This is a genomic window from Stenotrophomonas sp. YJH_SMC_58 (assembly GCF_059369635.1).
The window spans coordinates 26,490-44,089 of sequence record NZ_JCAFSW010000005.1; the positions used below are offsets into that span (position 1 = coordinate 26,490).

Genomic DNA, 17,600 nt, shown 5'->3' on the forward strand with positions numbered 1-17,600 from the left:
CCGCTTGGCGGAGATCGCCGGGGCTGACACTACCGTGGGACCCTGGGGAAATCAACCAAAGTGCCGGGGCAGGGGCGCAGGCGTTGGCACACGGACAGCCTCCAGGCCCAGCGCGGGTGCCGCGGATCATCGACCGCCCCAGGTCGCTACACTAATGACCTCTCCGGCCATGCCTGCGCGTGGTCACGCCCCGACGCCCTGCCCAAGACGCGAAACGCCCCAAGTGACTGATACAAAAGACAACACCAGCAACGCCAAGGCGTCCAAGGATCACACCCCGCTGATGAAGCAGTTCTTCGCAGCCAAGTCCGACTACCCGGACCTGCTGCTGTTCTTCCGCATGGGCGACTTCTACGAGCTGTTCTACGACGACGCGCGCAAGGCCGCGCGGCTGCTCGACATCACCCTGACCCAGCGTGGCAGCTCCGGCGGCGCGCCGATCCCGATGGCCGGCGTGCCGGTGCATGCCTACGAAGGCTACCTGGCACGGCTGGTGGCGCTGGGCGAGTCGGTGGCGATCTGCGAGCAGATCGGCGACCCGGCGCTCGCCAAGGGCCTGGTCGAACGCAAGGTGGTGCGCATCGTCACCCCCGGCACGGTCACCGACGAAGCGCTGCTGGACGAGCGCCGCGACACCCTGCTGATGGCGCTGTCGCGCAGCAAGCAGGGCTACGGCCTGGCCTGGGCCGACCTGGCCGGTGGTCGCTTCCTGGTCAACGAGGTGGAAACCGACGACGCCCTGGAAGCCGAGCTGGCACGGCTGGAGCCGGCCGAGCTGCTGGTGCCCGACGAGGAGAACTGGCCGGAGTTCCTGCGCCAGCGCACCGGCGTGCGCCGCCGTGCGCCTTGGCTGTTCGACGCGGACAGCGGCCGCCGCCAGCTGCTGAACTTCTTCAAGCTGCACGATCTGAGCGGCTTCGGTATCGATGACAAGCCCCGTGCCACCGCCGCCGCCGGCGCCCTGCTCGGCTATGTCGAGGAAACCCAGAAGCAGCGCCTGCCGCACCTGACTTCGATCGCGATGGAAACCGCCGGCGAGGCGATCGCGATGAACGCCGCCACCCGCCGCCACCTGGAATTGGACACGCGTGTCGACGGTGATACCCGCAATACCCTGCTGGGCGTGCTCGACAGCACGGTGACACCCATGGGTGGGCGCCTGCTGCGCCGCTGGCTGCACCGCCCGCTGCGCCTGCGCGAGGTGCTGGTGCAGCGCCACCACGCGGTGGAAACCCTGATCGATCGCGGTGCGGACGCCGACATCCGCGAGCAGTTCCGCCGCCTCGGCGATCTGGAACGCATCCTCACCCGCGTCGCGCTGCGCTCGGCGCGCCCGCGCGATTTCTCAACCCTGCGTGACGGCCTGGGCCTGCTGCCGGCGGTGCGCGAAGTGCTGGCCCCGCTGGACTCGCCGCGCCTGCAGGCCCTGCACGCGGCGCTGGGCGAACACGACGCGTGCGCGCAGCTGCTGGCCAGCGCCATCGCCGAGATGCCGCCGCTGAAGCTGAGCGACGGCGGCGTGCTGGCCGATGGCTTCGATGAAGAGCTGGACGAGCTGCGCCGGCTGTCCACCCATGCCGACCAGTTCCTGGTCGACCTGGAACTGCGCGAGCGCGAGAGCAGCGGTATTCCCACCCTGAAGGTGGGCTACAACCGCGTCCACGGCTACTACATCGAAATCAGCAAGGGCCAGTCCGATCGTGCGCCGGTGCACTACACCCGCCGGCAGACGCTGACCAATGCCGAGCGCTACATCACCGAAGAACTGAAGGCATTCGAGGACAAGGTGCTGTCCGCGCGCGACCGTTCGCTGTCGCGCGAGAAGTACCTGTACGAGCAGCTGCTGGACACCCTTGGCGGGGAGCTGGAACCGCTGAAGCAGTGTGCCGCTGCGCTGAGCGAACTGGACGTGCTGGCCGCCTTCGCCGAACGCGCGCAGGCGCTGGACTGGGCGCGCCCGGAGCTGCAGGCCGAGCCGTGCCTGAAGATCGAACGCGGCCGCCATCCAGTAGTCGAAGCGGTACGCGAACAGCCGTTCGAACCCAATGACCTGGACCTGTATCCGGACCGTCGCATGCTGGTCATCACCGGTCCGAACATGGGCGGTAAATCGACCTACATGCGGCAGAACGCGCTGATCGTGCTGCTGGCCCACATCGGCAGCTTCGTGCCGGCCAGCCGGGCGGTGATCGGCCCGATCGACCGCATCCTGACCCGCATCGGCGCCGGCGACGACCTCGCCCGCGGGCAGTCGACCTTCATGGTCGAGATGGCCGAGACCAGCTACATCCTGCACCACGCCACCGCCCATTCGCTGGTGCTGATGGACGAGATCGGCCGTGGCACCTCCACCTACGATGGCCTGGCGCTGGCCGACGCGGTGGCCCGCCACCTGGCCTACCAGAACCGCTGCTACACGCTGTTCGCCACCCACTACTTCGAGCTGACCGCGCTGGCCGACGAACAGCACGAGGGCGGCCGCAGCGGCATCGCCAACGTGCACCTGGACGCGGTCGAGCACGGCGAAGCGCTGGTGTTCATGCACGCAGTGAAGGACGGCCCGGCCAACCGCAGCTTTGGCCTGCAGGTGGCCGCACTGGCCGGCCTGCCGCGCGCCACTGTGGCGCAGGCACGGCGTCGCCTGGCCGAGCTGGAACAGCGCGGCGCTGAAAGCCACGCCGCCGAGCTGGCGCCGCAGGCGCTGGATGCCCCGCAGCAGTTCGGGCTGTTCGCGGCGCCATCCAGCAAGGCGCAGGAAGCGCTGGCGGCGATCGATCCGGACGAGTTGACCCCAAAGCAGGCACTGGAAGCGCTGTATCGGCTGAAGGCACTGCTGTAAGTGCGCCTGGCCAGGGGGCACCATGCCCCCCTGGAAGCCACCGCGGAGAATCCTGCATACTCGGCCACGCAGACCGCCACAGGGGAACTGGGGCGCCGTTCCGCACAGTCACTGAAACTGCGATCCCAGCGGCATGCAATGGGGCCGGGCAACATGCCGCGGCATCGAAGCGAGGGGATTCGATCACGAGGGAACGAACATGCGGCGTACGGTTCTAGCGTTGTTGCTGGTGTGTGGCGTGGCCGATGCACAGGAATTCGTAAGCAGCGAGCGTACCTACGACGAACGCCTGCGGGGTGCGCGGGTCGCGGCGCTCGGCGATGATCTGTTTGGTGATTCCCTAAACAGGAAGGATGGCACGCTGCAGTTCTCGCAGACCGATGTCGTGGTGCCGACCAGCAGTGGAATGCGGGTCGCATTCACCCGCACAACGCCGAAGCAGAAACAGGGACTGGATCGCGCTGCCGCCCCGCTGGGGGCGTCCTGGGAGATCGATGCCCCCTACATGATGGGCTCCTACGATCAACGCCGGGGCTGGAACGCGGCGGGCGGCGGCCGCTGCAGCGGCAGCAACCTGTCCCCGACCGAGTGGGTGGGCCCGTCACCGGACTTCAACACCCGGGTCATCCCGAAGCACACCTATTGGAGCGGCATCTTCATCAACCTCCCTGCGGTCGGTTATGAATCCCTGTTGCTGAAGGAAGCAGGGGCAAGCCTGCCCCAGGATGGGGCAACCTACATTGGTACCTCGGCCAGCCAGTGGCGCGTCAGCTGCCTGCCAGCCATCAGGAATGGAACCGGCGAAGGTTTTGTGGTGCGGACTACCGATGGCACCCGTTACTTCTTCGATTGGATGGCGGTCCGCGACCAGCACGACGTGCTGGCCAACGAGTACTATCGTGATGGCAATGGCAATGGCACATCGCAGCCCTACCTGCTGGTTCCGGTCGTCGATGTCTTCCTCTACGCGACACGTGTCGAGGACCGCCACGGCAACTGGGTCAGTTACAGCTACGACGGTGCCAACCCGACCCGCCTGCTGGCGATCATTTCCAATGACGGAGCCCGGATCGATATCGACTATGACGCGCAGGGCAAGATCGGCGCCGTCCGGGCCGGGGATCGCACCTGGCGTTACAACTACGTCGACAGCTACTGGGGGCGCACGCTCAACGAAGTCGTACTTCCCGACCAGTCGCGCTGGACCTTCTCCACCGACCGCCATGTGGGCGCCATGCCGTGGACGATGGTGCCCCCCGTCCTGAATCCAGGCTTCTACATGAATTCCTGCGCGCAGAATGCAACGGGATTCCGCTCGGAAGATGCCGGCGACCCGGCCTTCAACGATGTGATCACCATGCGCCATCCCAGCGGCGCACAAGGGGTGTTCTCGCTTCGCCAGTTGATCCACGGATCGGACAACACGCCTGGCAGCTGCGGCATCATCGGCACTAGTTCCTCCAACTTCGGGTTTGGCTCATTCGGCATTCCCAATGCCTACATGGCCAAGTCGCTGGTATCCAAGACCCTGTCCGGGCCCGGCATCCAGCCCGCCTCCTGGACGTACACATACTCACCACACTGGTCATTCACCGGTGGCTGCACCTCCAACTGCGTTTCAACAACCTGGGAAAACCGGCCCGACGGCGTGCAGGCCGAGTATGTCTTCGGCAACGACTACACCGCCAACATCGGCGACCTGCAGATCGAGCGCCTTCGCCGTGCCGGCTTGGTGGTACAGGAAACCCGGTATGTGAAGGCAGGCGCATCGGGGCCCTACCCCGCACGCTATGGAACGCAACTGGCGCCACGCGGGAATCCGCTGACCACCCAGATCCGGCCGATGCAGGACACCCAGCTGCACCGGGACGGGATGCTTCATCGTCGTTATGTGGATGCATTCGACGGCCTAGCACGCCCGGTGCGCATCGTCGAATCGAGCACTGCTGGCCCATGATCGGAGCGTGTCGGGACGCGAGCCGCCGGGCGACCGGAACAAGGCCCCGGCAATGAATTCCCGACAATCGATAGACAGAAGCTATAGAAGTGAATGATTCATTCGATTATTCATTTCATCTGGCCATAGCTAAAGTCGAGTGAAGATGTTCCACCCCGTCTTCACCCGCAGGAGCCAGCCATGAGCCAGTCCGATAACAACAGCCCCAAGTGCCCGTATCACACCGCGCCGTCGCCGGCGGAAGGCGCCCAGCAGCAGCGTGAACTGAGCACCACGCCCAAGCAGAAGCACGGCGATGATCCGGTCACGCCGATGACAACGGCCTTCGGCGCACCGGTGGTGGACAACCAGAACAGCAAGACCGCCGGCCCACGTGGCCCGCTGCTGATGGAAGACGTCTGGCTGCTGGAGAAGCTGGCCAACCTCAACCGCGAGATCATTCCCGAGCGCCGCATGCACGCCAAGGGCTCGGGCGCGTTCGGTACTTTCACCGTCACCCACGACATCAGCAAGTACACCCGCGCCAAGCTGTTCGAGAAGGTCGGCAAGCAGACCGAGATGTTCGCGCGCTTCACCACGGTGGCCGGCGAGCGTGGCGCCGCCGACGCCGAGCGTGACATCCGCGGCTTCGCGCTGAAGTTCTACACCGAAGAAGGCAACTGGGACCTGGTCGGCAACAACACGCCGGTGTTCTTCCTGCGCGACCCGCGCAAGTTCGCCGACCTCAACAAGGCCGTGAAACGCGACCCGCATACCAACCTGCGCAGCGCGCGCAACAACTGGGACTTCTGGACGTTGCTGCCCGAAGCCCTGCTGCAGGTGACCGTGGTGATGAGCGACCGCGGCATCCCGCGCAGCTTCCGCCACATGCACGGCTTCGGCTCGCACACCTACAGCTTCACCAACGCCGACAGCGAGCGCTTCTGGGTGAAATTCCACTTCGTCAGCCAGCAGGGCATCGAATCGCTGACCGACGCGCAGGCGCAGATCCTGGTCGGCCATGACCGCGAAAGCCACGGCCGCGACCTGTTCGCCGCAATCGAGAAGGGCGACTTCCCGAAGTGGAAGCTGTTCATCCAGGTCATGCCCGAGCTGGAGGCGGAAACCTACCGCATCCATCCGTTCGACCTGACCAAGGTGTGGCCGAAGAGCGACTACCCGCTGATCGAAGTGGGCCAGTTCGAACTCAACCGCAACCCGGTCAACTGGTACCAGGACGTCGAGCAGTCCGCGTTCGCACCGAGCAACCTGGTGCCCGGCATCGGCCCGTCGCCGGACAAGATGCTGCAGGCACGCCTGTTCGCCTATTCCGATGCGCAGCGCTACCGCTTGGGCGTGAACCACCACCAGATTCCGGTGAACGCCGCACGCTGCCCGGTGCACAGCAACCACCGCGACGGTGCGATGCGCGTGGACGGCAACTACGGCGGCCTGCCGCACTACGAGCCGAACAGCTACGGCCAGTGGCAGGAACAGCCGCAGTACCGCGAGCCGCCGATGAAGATCCGCGGTGACGCCGACTTCTGGAATTTCCGTGAGGACGACGCCGACTACTTCAGCCAGCCCGGTGCGCTGTTCCGCAGCTACAACCAGGCACAGAAGGACCGCCTGTTCGCCAACACCGCCCGCGCCCTGGGCGATGCGCCGGACTTCATCAAGCAGCGCCACATCGACAACTGCAGCAAGGCCGACCCGGCCTATGGCGCTGGCGTTGCCGCAGCGCTGAAGGCGCTGGCCAGCCAGCCGTCGGATCCGTTCAAGCCGGCGCAGCCGGAAGCGGACTTCCCCACCGCGACCCCGGGCGCCGAAGACATCGAGCTCTGATCGCCCTGCCCCGTGAACAGCACGCCGCCTCCCCTTGAGGCGGCGTCGCCGTTTTAACGGTCCGCGTCGTACCTTCTGCACGCCCCACCCCAATCAAGGATTCCGCAGATGAGCCTCACCGACGAACTTCTCGCCAAACTGCAGGGCGCACCGCTGCAGCAGGTGTCGCAGCAGCTCGGCATCAGCGACACCCAGGCTTCCGGTGCGATCAGTGCCGCGCTGCCGGTGTTGATGGGCGCGCTGGGCAACAACGCCTCGCAGCCGCAGGGCGCGCAGGCGCTGCTCGGCGCGCTGCAGAACAACCACAGTGGGCTGGACCTGGGCAGCGTGCTCGGTTCGGTGCTGGGCGGCGGTGGCGGTGGCGGTGGTGCCGCCAGCGATGGCGCCGGCATCCTCGGCCACATCTTCGGCGGCAACCAGCAGAAGGTGGAAACCGGCCTGGCCCAGGCCACCCAGCTCGACAGTGGCCGCACCAGCCAGCTGCTGCAGATCCTCGCACCGATCGTGATGGCTTTCCTCGCCCAGCGCCTCGGTGGCGGCCAGGCCGACGCCGGCTCGCTCAGCCAGGCCCTCGGTCAGGAAAAGCAGCAGGTGCAGCAGCAGGGCGGTCTTGCCGGCGGCCTGCTCGGCAGCCTGCTGGACCAAGATGGTGACGGCCAGCTCGGCGTGGGCGATCTGCTGAAGATCGGCGGCAGCCTGCTGGGCGGCAAGCGCTGAGCCAAGGGGGCGCCGGATCCGGTCTGGCGCCCTGCTGCTTACAACGCGTCGATATCGCCGAGCGCGCGGATCAACCGCCGTGCGCGCTTGTCCGGCTTGTGCTCCGGCGGCTGGAAACCATCGCGCGCCGCGATGCGCAACGCGCGCTGTTCGGCACGGCGCGCCTTCGAGGCCTCACTCTCGGCATACAACTGCTGCGCCGTCGGCGCCGGCCCGCGCTGGTCGCTCAGGCCCAGCACCTGGATCTCGAAATGCTCTTCGCCGCGGTCGACCTGCAGCTGCTCACCGACGCGCACTGCGCGTGAGGATTTCGGGCGCTGCCCGGCGACGCTGACCTTGCCGGTCTCGATGGCCTGCTTGGCCAGGCTGCGGGTCTTGAAGAAACGGGCCGCCCACAGCCAGATGTCCAGGCGGACACTGGGCGACAGCGGGGAAAGCTCGGTCATCGGCAGGGACTACTCCGTTCGCTTGTTCAGGGGACGCGGGTTGTCGGGGTCGGTGCGGCAGCCACTGCCCCCGATCAGGGTGGGAACGCCGGCGGAAAGATCCTGGCGCTGGCTGCCGACCAGGCACTCGGGGCGGTCGGTTGGCCGCACCTGGGTATCGCCCAGCCGGTCACCTGTCGAACATGCGGCCAGCGCGGCGCCGATCAAGGCCAGCGCCAGCCTTCGCTTCACCTGCAGTCGTTGACGCATTGCCACATCCCGCAAACCGGCTTGGTGCTAGTGTGCGCCTCCCGGGATTCGATCACCACTCCATGGCCAAAGCGCCGCTTGACCTGACCTCCGGCCCGATCGGCCGCAATCTCCTGTTGTTTTCCCTGCCGATCCTGGCCGGCAACATCGCGCAGTCGCTGAACGGTTCGGTGAATGCGGTCTGGGTCGGGCGCTTCCTCGGCGAGGCGGCACTGACCGCCACCGCGAACGCCAACAACATCATGTTCTTCCTGATCGGCTCGGTGTTCGGCTTCGGCATGGCCTCGACCATCCTGATCGGCCAGGCGATCGGCGCGCGCGACATCCCGCAGGCGCGGCGCGTGGTGGGTACCAGCGCCACCTTCTTCATCGGCCTGTCGGTGATCATCGCCATCGCAGGCTGGTTCATGGCCCATCCGCTGCTGGCGGCGATGGGCACGCCGGCCGCCTCGCTGCCATTGGCCGAGGCCTACCTGCAGATCATCTTCCTGGCGATGCCGACGCTGTATGCGTTCGCCTTCCTCACCGCCGCGCTGCGCGGCGCCGGTGACTCGCGCACGCCGTTCCGTTTCCTGATGGTGTCGGTGGCACTGGACATCGTGCTGAACCCGGTTCTGATCTTCGGCATGGGGCCGTTCCCCGCGCTGGGCATCGCCGGCTCGGCCTGGGCCACGCTCGTCGCGCAGACGCTGTCGCTGGCCGGCCTGCTGCTGTACATGCGGCACAAGCGCCACACGTTGTGGCTGGGCCGCGCCGACATGCGCCTGTTCAAGCTCGACCTGACCATCCTGAAAGCGCTGGTGCTCAAGGGCGTGCCGATGGGCCTGCAGATGGTGCTGATTTCGCTGTCGGTGATCCTGCTGATGACCATGGTCAACCAGTACGGCACCGACACCGCCGCCGGTTACGGCGCTTCCCTGCAGCTGTGGAACTACCTGCAGATGCCGGCGATGGCGATTGGCGCGGCGTGCTCTTCGATGGCGGCGCAGAACGTCGGTGCACAGCGCTGGGACCGCGTACGCGGCACCGCACGCCAGGGCGTGCTGTTCAATTTCCTGCTGACCGGCGCGCTGATCCTGCCGCTGGTCCTGTTCGATCGCCAGCTGCTGGCCCTGTTCCTGCCGCCGGCCAGCCAGGCGCTGGACATTGCCCGTCACCTCAACCACGTGGTGATCGGCTCGTTCCTGTTCTTCGGCGTCAGCTTCGTGATCTCCGGCGTGGTGCGCTCCACCGGCGCGGTGATCCCGCCGCTGCTGATCCTGGCCGGTTCGCTGTGGGGCGTGCGCGTGCCGTTCGCCGAGCTGCTGCAGCCGTATTGGGGCGCCGATGCGATCTGGTGGAGTTTCCCGGTCAGCTCGCTGGCGTCGATGCTGCTGTCGTTGGCGTACTACCGCTGGGGCGGCTGGCGCAAGGCGAAGATGATGGGCAAGCCCTCGCACGCCGAGGAACTGGCCACGCCGTCGGAAATTCCGGCCTGCCCGCCGTCGCCGGTGGCCGACCCGGATGCCGCACCGATGCGGTAGTGCCGGCCGCTGGCCGGCAACCTCAAGCCTCTCCAGCAGCATCGCGGCACAGCCGGCCAGCAGCCGGCTCTACCGCTTCTTCTTCGCCGCGTTGAACATGGCCGCCGCGCGCATCAGCGCCTTGAACGCGGCGGCATCCGGCATCGCGCCTTCATGGATATTGATCGCGCGCCGCGTGTTGCCCTCCAGGCTGGCGTTGAACAGGCCTTTGGGGTCGGCCAGCGCCGCGCCATTGGCAAACGTCAGCTTCACCGCCTGCTTGTAGGTCTCGCCGGTGCACAGGATGCCGTTGTGCTCCCACACCGGTGTACCCCGCCATTTCCAGGTTTCCTGCACGTCGGGCAGCGCCTCATGGATCAACGCACGCACGCGTGCCAGCGCTTCGCCACGCCAGTCGCCCAGTTCGGCGATGCGCGCATCGATCAGTTCGGCGGCCGGGGTTCCGGCATCGGCCGGGTTGGGTGCATGCGTGGCCATCAGCGGCTCTCGTCGGCAAGGAGATCAGAACGGTGGGCTTACATGTGTTCGCCGGGCAATGCCGCGGCCTGGCGCACCCAGTCAAGAAACCGGGCTTCATCCAGTACGCCATCCTGTGCAATGTGCAGGTAGCGCGTATCGGCACTCCTGGACGGCTCCGGCGGCACCGGTTTCAGCGCAGCGCCGCGGAAGAACGCCACCTTGATATAGCGGGTGAAGCAATGGAAGCTGAGAAACCAGCCTTCGCCCGCGGCCACCGCATACATCGGCGAGTTCCACTTCACCGCCTTGTGCACCCCGGGTACGGCCTGTTCGACCAGCGCATCCAGCCGTGCGCCGATCGGCCGCTTCCAGTCCGGCATCGCCGCGATATAGGCCTGCACCGTGGCATCGCCCTCGCCCTTGGCGATCTGCGGATTACCGCCTGACAACAGCTTGTGCGCAGCGGAAGGTGCGGTTCGCTTGGCAGGCATCGCACGGCACGTCCATCGGGATGATGCCGGCAGCCTACCGCGGCCTGTGCCGGGCGGTCACGGCGCAGTGCGCCATCGGCTCAGTCCGCCTGCCCCGCGCGGAACTGGCGCCACTCCGGCAGCTTGCGGTGCCGGCGCAGCGCGCGCATCAGCGCCGCCATCACCATGCCGAACAGCGCTCCGGCCAACAGCCCGGCCACCAGCAGCAGCGCCAGCGGACGCTCACTGCCCTGCCACAGCATCAGCCACATCAGCGCGGTCCAGAACAGCCCGAACAACAGGCCCTGCACCAGCGCATTGGTACCGAAGCCGGCCAGGATCGGCGGTGGCAGTGCGATGCCCATGCGCCACAGCAGGCGATGCAGCAACGGCGCCGACTGCACACGCGCCAATCCCTTGCCGTCGAGGAAGCGCAACGCCGACTGGATCACGGCGGGATAGCGCGGGTTGATGTCGTTCATCACCTGATCGTGGCCGATGCGATGCCGGAAACGCAAACGGCCACCCGAAGGTGGCCGTCGCGGCAACAACCGAAGTTGTTTATCAGGCCTTTTCGGCCAGACGGGCAGCCTTGGCGGCAGCAGCGGCAGCCAGGTCTTCCTTGATGCGGGCAGCCTTGCCTTCCAGGCCACGCAGGTAGTACAGCTTGCCGGCGCGGACCTTACCACGACGCTTCACTTCGACCGAGTCGATGATGGCGCTGTGGGTCTGGAACACGCGCTCGACGCCGTAGCCGTGCGAGATCTTGCGCACGGTGAACGAGGAGTTCAGGCCGGCGTTCTTGGTGGCGATGACGACGCCTTCGTAGGCCTGCACGCGCTCGCGGCTGCCTTCCTTCACCTTCACGTTGACGACAACGGTGTCGCCCTGGCTGAACTTCGGCAGTTCACGGGTGATCTGGGCGGATTCGAATTCCGCGACGATGGACTTGTTCAGCTTGCTCATGGGTTACACCGATTCTTGTTCGGGTGGGCGTGTCATGTAGACAACGTGGGCTCATGCAGTCACCGGACTGTGCTGCACGTTTGTTGTGGGTACTGCGCGCGCCGGCCTGGGCTGGCGGTAATTGGCCATGATAGCCGATAAAGTCGGCCCTGCGCTAGGGGTCGGCCTTCTGTTTCTGGGCCTGACGGCCCTGTTCCAGCAGCGTGCGGTCGGCCTTGCCCAGCGCCTGTTCATCCAGCAGGTCCGGGCGCCGCTGGGCGGTACGGACCAGCGACTGCTGGCGGCGCCACGCGGCGATGGCCGCATGGTTGCCTGAGCGCAGCACGTCCGGCACGTCGCCCAGAGGGTGCTGGGCCGGCTGGCTGTAGTGCGGGCAGTCGAGCAGGCCCAGATCACCTTCGAAGCTGTCCTGGGCCGCTGATTCAGCGTCATTCAGGGCCCCGTCCTGCAGGCGGGCCACGGCGTCGATGATGACCGCGGCACCCAGCTCGCCACCCGACAGCACGTAGTCGCCGAGGGAGATTTCCTCGTCGACATTGGCTTCCAGGAAACGCTCGTCGATGCCCTCGTAGCGGCCACAGAGCAGGACCATGCGCGGCAGTGCCGCCAGTTCCCGTACCTTGGCCTGGGTCAACGGCGCCCCCTGCGGGCTGAGGTAGATCACCCGCGCCGGGGTCGGATCAGCATCGCGGATCGCCTGCAGGCAGGCCTGCAACGGTTCGATCAGCATCACCATGCCCGGGCCGCCACCGAACGGACGGTCGTCCACCCGGCGGTAGTTGCCTTCGGCGTAATCACGGGGATTCCAGCCATGCAGGCTGAACAATCCCTTCTCCTGCGCGCGCCCGACCACGCCCAGTCCAGCGGACTGGGCGAGGAACTCGGGGAACAGGGTGATGACGTCGAAACGCATGCTCACACTCAGAACTCGGGATCCCAGTCGACCACGACCAGGTTGGCCTCGAAATCGACCGACTTGACGAAGTCCGGCTGCACGAACGGGATCATCCGCTCGCGGTCACCCCGGACCACCACCACGTCATTGGCGCCAGTGCTGAACAGGTGCGAGACCTGGCCCAGGGCAACGCCCTCGGTGGTCTTCACGTCCAGGCCTTCCAGGTCCACCCAGTAATACTCATCGGGCTTCGGCGGTGGCAGGGCACTGCGGGCCACGTAGATCTCGGTGCCGCGCATCGCTTCGACGGTATCGCGGTCCTCGACGCCGGGGAAACGGGCGACCAGGTGCTTGCCACTGTCGCGGCCACGCACACCTTCAATCGTGGCTTCCACGCCGGACGGGCTGCGCACGATCCACGGCTGGTAACGGAAAATGGCGGAACGTGGCTCGGTCCAGGACTCGAGCTTGATCTCGCCGCGCACACCAAAAGCGCCGACAACCCTGCCCAGCAGGATGCGGCGCTCGATATCTTTCATCTGCTTCAACCAAGAGGGCCACGCCGAAGCGTGGCCCCTCAGGATCAGGCCGCAGCGGCCTGGGACTTGGTCGCTTCCTTGATCAGGTTGCGGACCTTGTCGGTCGGCTGGGCGCCGTTCTTGACCCAATGGTCAACGCGGGCCAGGTCCAGCTCGATGCGCTTCTCGCCGCCCTGGGCGACCGGGTTGTAGAAACCAACGCGCTCGATGTTGCGGCCGTCGCGCGCGCTGCGCACGTCGGTGACGATGATGTGGTAGAACGGACGCTTCTTGGCGCCGCCGCGGGTCAGTCGAATCTTGACCATGGTGTTTTTCCTATTGCCCAGTCGCCAGGATGGCGAGGTAAGCGGGCGATTATAGCGGTAGAGTCCGGCCGAGCCAACCCCGGGCGTTCGCTTGGGGTCAGATCCCTTTTGCGCCGCAAAAGGGATCTGACCCCAGCCCCTGCCAAGCCACCGCCGCCAGCACCACCCTGCCCTGTTCAGCCAGCGCCTGCGAGCTTGGCAGGAGATGCCCGTCGATGGCCTCCAGCGCCCACAGGCCGCTGGCGTTGCAGGCAAAAGCGGCCTTCACACTGCCCAGTTCAGCCAGCGCCAACGGCCGCGTCAACTGCGCATCGGGCCAGTGCCGCTTCAGCAGCGCCTCGGCCGTACCGCGCAGGGCCGGCGCCTGCGGCCAGAGCAGCCGTTCACCATCGTGCACGGCCAGGTTCCAGGTGCTGCCTTCACTCACGTCGCCATCAGCGGTCACGAACAGCACATCGTCGAATCCTTCGGCCATCGCCGCGCGGCGCTCGGCGAACAGGCCAAACGTGCCCACGTGCTTGATCCGCGGCATTTCGCGCTGCCAGACCACGCTGCGCACGCGCTTGGGCGCGACCAGGGCCACCGGCGCTGATACTGCCACCAGCACGTCCACCGGCACCGCCGCCAGCGGGTTGCGGAAATCGAACCGGCGCGAGTACACCGTCACCCGCAGCGAGGCATCGGCCAGGCCGGCCTGTTGCAGGGCCTGTGCCATCCAGGTCTGTACCTGCACCGTATCCAGCTCGCTGCCGAACAGTTCACGCGTCGCCTGTGACAGCCGCGCCAGATGCAGGTCCAGTCCCTGCACCGCGTGGCCGCGCACCTGCAGCGAGGTGAAATGGCCGTAGTTGACCAGCGCCGGCAGCAGATCCTCGACCTGTGCCGGCAGGCCGTTGCAGGTCACCGTCATCGCAGCAGCGCCTGCGCCTGGCTCCACATGCCGCGCAGCACGTCGGCGGCCGGCTGTGCCGGCGCCATCCACGCCGACTGCCCGGCCCAGGCCTGCATCGCCGCCAGGCGGTTTTCCTGCGCGGCCTGCTTGCGCATCGGCGCGGTCAGCCCGCGCTGCACCGGGTACGGGCGTGGCGGCGGGGCGCCTTCTGCGGCAGCGGCGCGCACATAGGCGGTCGCCAGGCCGCGGCCCAGGCGGCCGCTGAAGGCGCGGGTCGGCCAGGTGTCTTCCGGTTCGCTGGCGGCCAGCCCATCGGCCCACGCCGAGGCGATCGCGGCTTCGGGCGTGCGCAGGAACGCGGTGCCGATCTGCACCGCGCTGGCCCCCAGCGTGAGCGCGGCGGCGATACCGCGGCCATCGGCGATACCGCCGGCGGCAATCACCGGGATCTGCAGGTGATCGGCCAGGCGCGGCAGCAGCGCGAACAGGCCGACCAGCTGGCGCTCGGCCATCGCCGGATCGAACGCACCGCGATGGCCGCCCGCTTCCATGCCCTGCGCCACCACCGCATCGGCACCGGCGTCCTGTGCTGCACGCGCTTCGGACAAGGTGGTCGCGCAGGCGATCCAGGCAATGCCGGCATCCTTCAGCTGCTGCACGTGGCGTGGCAGCAGCACGCCCATGATGGTCGAGGCCACCGCCGGACGTGCCGCAAGCAACGCAGCGAACTGTTCTTCGAAATCGGCGGGCGTGGCGTCGGCGGCGCTGGCCGGCACGTCCGGGCCCCACTGGGCCAGGAAAGCGCGGCTGGCGGCCTCGGCGGCGACGTCACGGGTCGGCACCGGATCCGGCACCCACAGGTTCACCTGCGCCGGGCCATTTGAAGCGGCGCGGAAGTCATCCATCCAGCGGCCGATATCGGCGGCCGGCGACAGCACCGCACCCATCGCGCCCATGCTGCCGGCATTGGCCAGCGCGGCCGACAGCGGCACCGGGCAGGCACCGGCCATCGGTGCCAGCAGGATCGGAAGCTGCAATGAAAAACGCCGACAGAAGGTGTCGGCGCGTTCAAGAATCGGCGATGCATTCACGCGACATACCTGTTGGAGAAGTCGCCATCCAGCATACGCCAGTCATTGTGACCGGGGCTGCGTCGCAATGCGCGCCGGCCCCGTCGCTGCATCAACGGAACGGCATGCCGCGGCCGCCCATGGCGCCCATCATGCCCTTCATGCTGCGCAGCATGCCCTTCATGCCGCCGCCGGCCATCTTGCTCATCATCTTTTCCATCTGCATGTACTGCTTCATCAGCTTGTTGACGTCAGCCGGCGTCACGCCCGAGCCCTTGGCGATGCGCGCGCGGCGCGAGCCGTTCAGCAGGTTCGGGTTGCGCCGTTCCTTCTTGGTCATCGAGCTGATGATGGCGATCATGCGCGGCACTTCCTTGCCCTGGCTGACCTGCTGCTTCAGATGGTCGGGGATATTGCCCAGGCCCGGCAGCTTGTCCATCAGGCCGCCGATGCCGCCCATGTTCTGCATCTGCTCGAGCTGGTCACGCATGTCGTTCAGGTCGAACTTCTTGCCCTTGGCAACCTTCTCGGCCAGCTTGGCCGCCTTGTCCTTGTCGACCTGCTGCTCGACCTGCTCGACCAGCGACAGCACGTCGCCCATGTCGAGGATGCGGCTGGCGATACGGTCCGGGTGGAACACGTCCAGGCCTTCCGGCTTTTCGCTGACGCCGACGAACTTGATCGGCTTGCCGGTGATGTAGCGCACGCTCAGCGCGGCACCGCCACGGGCGTCACCGTCGGTCTTGGTCAGCACCACGCCGGTCAGCGGCAGGGCGTCGCCGAAGGCCTTGGCGGTGTTGGCCGCGTCCTGGCCGGTCATGGCGTCGACCACGAACAGGGTTTCGGCCGGGTTCACCGCAGCGTGCAGGGCCTTGATCTCGGCCATCATCGCTTCGTCGATGGCCAGGCGGCCGGCGGTATCGACCAGCAGCACGTCGACGAACGACTTGCGCGCGTCGTCGATGGCGGCACGGACGATGGCTTCCGGCTTCTGGTCGGCACTGGACGGGAAGAACAGCACGCCGACCTGCTCGGCCAGGGTCTTCAGCTGCTCGATCGCGGCCGGACGGTAGACGTCGGCCGAGACCACCATCACCTTCTTCTTGCGCTTTTCCTTCAGGTGCTTGGCCAGCTTGCCCACCGTGGTGGTCTTGCCGGCGCCCTGCAGGCCCGCCATCAGGATGATGGCAGGCGCGGGCACATTGAGGTTCAGGTCGCTGGCTTCGGCGCCCATCACCGCGGTCAGCTCGTCGCGCACGACCTTGATCAGCGCCTGGCCCGGGGTCAGCGACTTCAGCACTTCCTGGCCGACCGCTCGTACCTTGATGCGCTCGATCAGGGCCTGCACCACCGGCAGCGCAACGTCGGCTTCGAGCAGCGCGATGCGCACTTCGCGGGTCGCCTCGCGGATGTTCTCCTCGGTCAGGCGGCCACGGCCACGCAGGCGCTCGATGGTGCCGGAAAGGCGCTGGGTCAGGGACTCGAACATGCGGCGCAACCTGTCTGAAAGCGGGGGACAATAAGGCAGACAGTATAACGGGTCCGGCTGTCTCCCCGGACTGCGGCCACGGGGCCGTCGCCACCACCGCAGGGGTGTGCGAAACTGCAACGATGACAATCGTTCTCATCGCCGTCCTGCTCTACCTGGCTGCCAGTGCCCTGCTGGTGCGCGCGCTCGGCCGCGATGAAACCACCGGCTCGCCCACCTGGCTGTGGCCGGCCCTGCCGGCGATGCTGCTGCATGGCAGCTACCACGTGATGGTGGCGATGCGCACCAACGGCGGGCCGGACATGCACTTCTTCGCCGCGCTGTCGCTGGTCGGCCTGGGCATGGCCTGGCTGACCTCGCTGGTCGGCGCGCGCGGACGCATGTCGGCACTGGGCGTGGTGGTGTTCCCGCTGGCTGCCGTGCTGCTGCTGGCCTACCACGGCTACGGCCACGAACCGAGCAAAGTGCTGGGCTGGCGCCTGGCCAGCCACGCCTGGCTGGCGCTGCTGGCCTACGCCACGCTGAGCATCGCCGCGCTGCTGGCAATCATGCTGTGGCTGCAGGAACGCGCACTGCGTCGCCGAGAGTTCCGGCCGTGGCTGCGGGCGCTGCCGCCGCTGGCCGACCTGGAATCACTGCTGTTCCGGGTGATCACCGTCGGCTTCGCGCTGCTGACCCTGACCCTGGTCACCGGTGTGCTGTTCGTCGATGACCTGCTGGCACAGAAGCTGGTGCACAAGACTGTGCTGAGCGTGCTGTCGTGGATCGTGTTCGGCGTGCTGCTGGTCGGCCGCCGCCGCTACGGCTGGCGCGGCATGAAGGCGGTGCACTGGACGCTGGCGGCAATGCTGTTGCTGCTGCTGGCGTTCTTCGGCAGCCAGTTCGTGATCGAACTGGTGTTCGGGCATACGCGATAGAAGCGTGCCGACCAACGGTCGGCATCCACCCCAACATCACCCG

At 67.0% G+C, this 17,600-nt stretch carries 18 protein-coding genes; 6 read left to right on the forward strand and 12 right to left on the reverse strand.

Annotation, left to right across the window (positions count from 1 at the left end; all coding sequences use genetic code 11):
• The first annotated feature begins 169 nt into the window (after nucleotides 1–169).
• The 4 genes from mutS to AC5P68_RS08475 all read left to right on the forward strand — a co-directional run bounded on the left by mutS (nucleotide 170) and on the right by AC5P68_RS08475 (nucleotide 7,337).
• The gene (mutS, locus tag AC5P68_RS08460; RefSeq protein ID WP_414497944.1) at nucleotides 170–2,839 is read left to right on the forward strand and encodes a DNA mismatch repair protein MutS; all 2,670 of its coding nucleotides are present in this window, start codon (nucleotides 170–172) and stop codon (nucleotides 2,837–2,839) included.
• A 238-nt stretch (nucleotides 2,840–3,077) separates the two neighbouring features.
• A complete protein-coding gene (locus AC5P68_RS08465) occupies nucleotides 3,078–4,796 on the forward strand; it encodes a wall associated protein (protein WP_288418434.1) in 1,719 nt (572 codons plus the stop codon).
• Between the two features lie 180 nt (nucleotides 4,797–4,976).
• Nucleotides 4,977–6,620 carry a catalase gene (locus AC5P68_RS08470; RefSeq protein ID WP_005408605.1) on the forward strand — a complete coding sequence of 548 codons (1,644 nt, stop codon included), beginning with the start codon at nucleotides 4,977–4,979 and terminating at the stop codon, nucleotides 6,618–6,620.
• Between the two features lie 108 nt (nucleotides 6,621–6,728).
• Nucleotides 6,729–7,337, forward strand: coding sequence for a DUF937 domain-containing protein (locus AC5P68_RS08475; protein WP_049404750.1), 609 nt, complete (start codon nucleotides 6,729–6,731; stop codon nucleotides 7,335–7,337).
• Nucleotides 7,338–7,375: 38 nt separating this feature from the next.
• Here AC5P68_RS08475 and AC5P68_RS08480 read toward each other — a convergent pair whose 3' ends face one another.
• Both AC5P68_RS08480 and AC5P68_RS08485 read right to left on the reverse strand, forming a co-directional pair.
• Nucleotides 7,376–7,783: an RNA-binding S4 domain-containing protein gene (locus tag AC5P68_RS08480; RefSeq protein WP_005408603.1), complete on the reverse strand. Its 408-nt coding sequence runs from the start codon at nucleotides 7,781–7,783 to the stop codon at nucleotides 7,376–7,378.
• Between the two features lie 9 nt (nucleotides 7,784–7,792).
• Nucleotides 7,793–8,032, reverse strand: coding sequence for a hypothetical protein (locus tag AC5P68_RS08485; protein ID WP_005408602.1), 240 nt, complete (start codon nucleotides 8,030–8,032; stop codon nucleotides 7,793–7,795).
• A 62-nt stretch (nucleotides 8,033–8,094) separates the two neighbouring features.
• On the opposite strand from AC5P68_RS08485, the gene AC5P68_RS08490 reads away from it, so the two are divergent.
• Nucleotides 8,095–9,555: an MATE family efflux transporter gene (locus AC5P68_RS08490; protein ID WP_231522583.1), complete on the forward strand. Its 1,461-nt coding sequence runs from the start codon at nucleotides 8,095–8,097 to the stop codon at nucleotides 9,553–9,555.
• A gap of 69 nt (nucleotides 9,556–9,624) precedes the next feature.
• On the opposite strand, the gene AC5P68_RS08495 is transcribed toward AC5P68_RS08490, so the two are convergent.
• The 10 genes from AC5P68_RS08495 to ffh all read right to left on the reverse strand — a co-directional run bounded on the left by AC5P68_RS08495 (nucleotide 9,625) and on the right by ffh (nucleotide 16,640).
• Nucleotides 9,625–10,032, reverse strand: coding sequence for a DUF1801 domain-containing protein (locus AC5P68_RS08495; RefSeq protein ID WP_033833379.1), 408 nt, complete (start codon nucleotides 10,030–10,032; stop codon nucleotides 9,625–9,627).
• 38 nt (nucleotides 10,033–10,070) lie between these two features.
• On the reverse strand, nucleotides 10,071–10,505 hold the full coding sequence (locus AC5P68_RS08500; RefSeq protein ID WP_062606757.1) for a DUF1801 domain-containing protein: 435 nt from the start codon (nucleotides 10,503–10,505) through the stop codon (nucleotides 10,071–10,073).
• Nucleotides 10,506–10,585: 80 nt separating this feature from the next.
• A complete protein-coding gene (locus AC5P68_RS08505; RefSeq protein ID WP_062606755.1) occupies nucleotides 10,586–10,966 on the reverse strand; it encodes a DUF6404 family protein in 381 nt (126 codons plus the stop codon).
• An 82-nt stretch (nucleotides 10,967–11,048) separates the two neighbouring features.
• Nucleotides 11,049–11,450: a 50S ribosomal protein L19 gene (gene rplS, locus AC5P68_RS08510; protein ID WP_005408597.1), complete on the reverse strand. Its 402-nt coding sequence runs from the start codon at nucleotides 11,448–11,450 to the stop codon at nucleotides 11,049–11,051.
• A 154-nt stretch (nucleotides 11,451–11,604) separates the two neighbouring features.
• Nucleotides 11,605–12,363 (reverse strand): tRNA (guanosine(37)-N1)-methyltransferase TrmD, encoded by a 759-nt coding sequence (trmD, locus tag AC5P68_RS08515; protein ID WP_024956747.1) that lies wholly within the window; start codon nucleotides 12,361–12,363, stop codon nucleotides 11,605–11,607.
• 8 nt (nucleotides 12,364–12,371) lie between these two features.
• A complete protein-coding gene (gene rimM, locus AC5P68_RS08520; protein ID WP_231522585.1) occupies nucleotides 12,372–12,884 on the reverse strand; it encodes a ribosome maturation factor RimM in 513 nt (170 codons plus the stop codon).
• A 44-nt stretch (nucleotides 12,885–12,928) separates the two neighbouring features.
• The gene (gene rpsP, locus AC5P68_RS08525) at nucleotides 12,929–13,189 is read right to left on the reverse strand and encodes a 30S ribosomal protein S16 (protein ID WP_005408594.1); all 261 of its coding nucleotides are present in this window, start codon (nucleotides 13,187–13,189) and stop codon (nucleotides 12,929–12,931) included.
• Nucleotides 13,190–13,286: 97 nt separating this feature from the next.
• Nucleotides 13,287–14,099: an aminotransferase class IV family protein gene (locus AC5P68_RS08530; protein WP_231522586.1), complete on the reverse strand. Its 813-nt coding sequence runs from the start codon at nucleotides 14,097–14,099 to the stop codon at nucleotides 13,287–13,289.
• Complete coding sequence (locus AC5P68_RS08535) at nucleotides 14,096–15,172, reverse strand: NAD(P)H-dependent flavin oxidoreductase (protein ID WP_111109002.1); 1,077 nt, start codon at nucleotides 15,170–15,172, stop codon at nucleotides 14,096–14,098. Before AC5P68_RS08535 ends, AC5P68_RS08530 begins: the two co-directional genes overlap by 4 nt.
• Nucleotides 15,173–15,263: 91 nt before the next feature.
• Nucleotides 15,264–16,640, reverse strand: coding sequence for a signal recognition particle protein (gene ffh / locus AC5P68_RS08540; protein ID WP_005408591.1), 1,377 nt, complete (start codon nucleotides 16,638–16,640; stop codon nucleotides 15,264–15,266).
• Nucleotides 16,641–16,762: 122 nt separating this feature from the next.
• Here ffh and AC5P68_RS08545 point away from each other — a divergent pair, with 122 nt between their 5' ends.
• Nucleotides 16,763–17,557: a cytochrome C assembly family protein gene (locus AC5P68_RS08545; protein WP_059033588.1), complete on the forward strand. Its 795-nt coding sequence runs from the start codon at nucleotides 16,763–16,765 to the stop codon at nucleotides 17,555–17,557.
• The last annotated feature ends 43 nt before the right edge of the window (nucleotides 17,558–17,600 follow it).

Excerpts from the sequence above, each read along its gene's own strand:
- AC5P68_RS08490 (WP_231522583.1), top strand. The coding sequence starts at position 8,095 with ATGGCCAAAGCGCCGCTTGACCTGACCTCCGGCCCGATCGGCCGCAAT.
- AC5P68_RS08545 (WP_059033588.1), top strand. The coding sequence starts at position 16,763 with ATGACAATCGTTCTCATCGCCGTCCTGCTCTACCTGGCTGCCAGTGCC.
- AC5P68_RS08495 (WP_033833379.1), bottom strand. The coding sequence starts at position 10,032 with ATGGCCACGCATGCACCCAACCCGGCCGATGCCGGAACCCCGGCCGCC.
- AC5P68_RS08530 (WP_231522586.1), bottom strand. The coding sequence starts at position 14,099 with ATGACGGTGACCTGCAACGGCCTGCCGGCACAGGTCGAGGATCTGCTG.
- AC5P68_RS08500 (WP_062606757.1), bottom strand. The coding sequence starts at position 10,505 with ATGCCTGCCAAGCGAACCGCACCTTCCGCTGCGCACAAGCTGTTGTCA.
- rplS (WP_005408597.1), bottom strand. The coding sequence starts at position 11,450 with ATGAGCAAGCTGAACAAGTCCATCGTCGCGGAATTCGAATCCGCCCAG.
- mutS (WP_414497944.1), top strand. The coding sequence starts at position 170 with ATGCCTGCGCGTGGTCACGCCCCGACGCCCTGCCCAAGACGCGAAACG.
- rimM (WP_231522585.1), bottom strand. The coding sequence starts at position 12,884 with ATGAAAGATATCGAGCGCCGCATCCTGCTGGGCAGGGTTGTCGGCGCT.
- AC5P68_RS08475 (WP_049404750.1), top strand. The coding sequence starts at position 6,729 with ATGAGCCTCACCGACGAACTTCTCGCCAAACTGCAGGGCGCACCGCTG.
- ffh (WP_005408591.1), bottom strand. The coding sequence starts at position 16,640 with ATGTTCGAGTCCCTGACCCAGCGCCTTTCCGGCACCATCGAGCGCCTG.
- AC5P68_RS08505 (WP_062606755.1), bottom strand. The coding sequence starts at position 10,966 with ATGAACGACATCAACCCGCGCTATCCCGCCGTGATCCAGTCGGCGTTG.
- trmD (WP_024956747.1), bottom strand. The coding sequence starts at position 12,363 with ATGCGTTTCGACGTCATCACCCTGTTCCCCGAGTTCCTCGCCCAGTCC.
- rpsP (WP_005408594.1), bottom strand. The coding sequence starts at position 13,189 with ATGGTCAAGATTCGACTGACCCGCGGCGGCGCCAAGAAGCGTCCGTTC.
- AC5P68_RS08470 (WP_005408605.1), top strand. The coding sequence starts at position 4,977 with ATGAGCCAGTCCGATAACAACAGCCCCAAGTGCCCGTATCACACCGCG.
- AC5P68_RS08485 (WP_005408602.1), bottom strand. The coding sequence starts at position 8,032 with ATGCGTCAACGACTGCAGGTGAAGCGAAGGCTGGCGCTGGCCTTGATC.
- AC5P68_RS08480 (WP_005408603.1), bottom strand. The coding sequence starts at position 7,783 with ATGACCGAGCTTTCCCCGCTGTCGCCCAGTGTCCGCCTGGACATCTGG.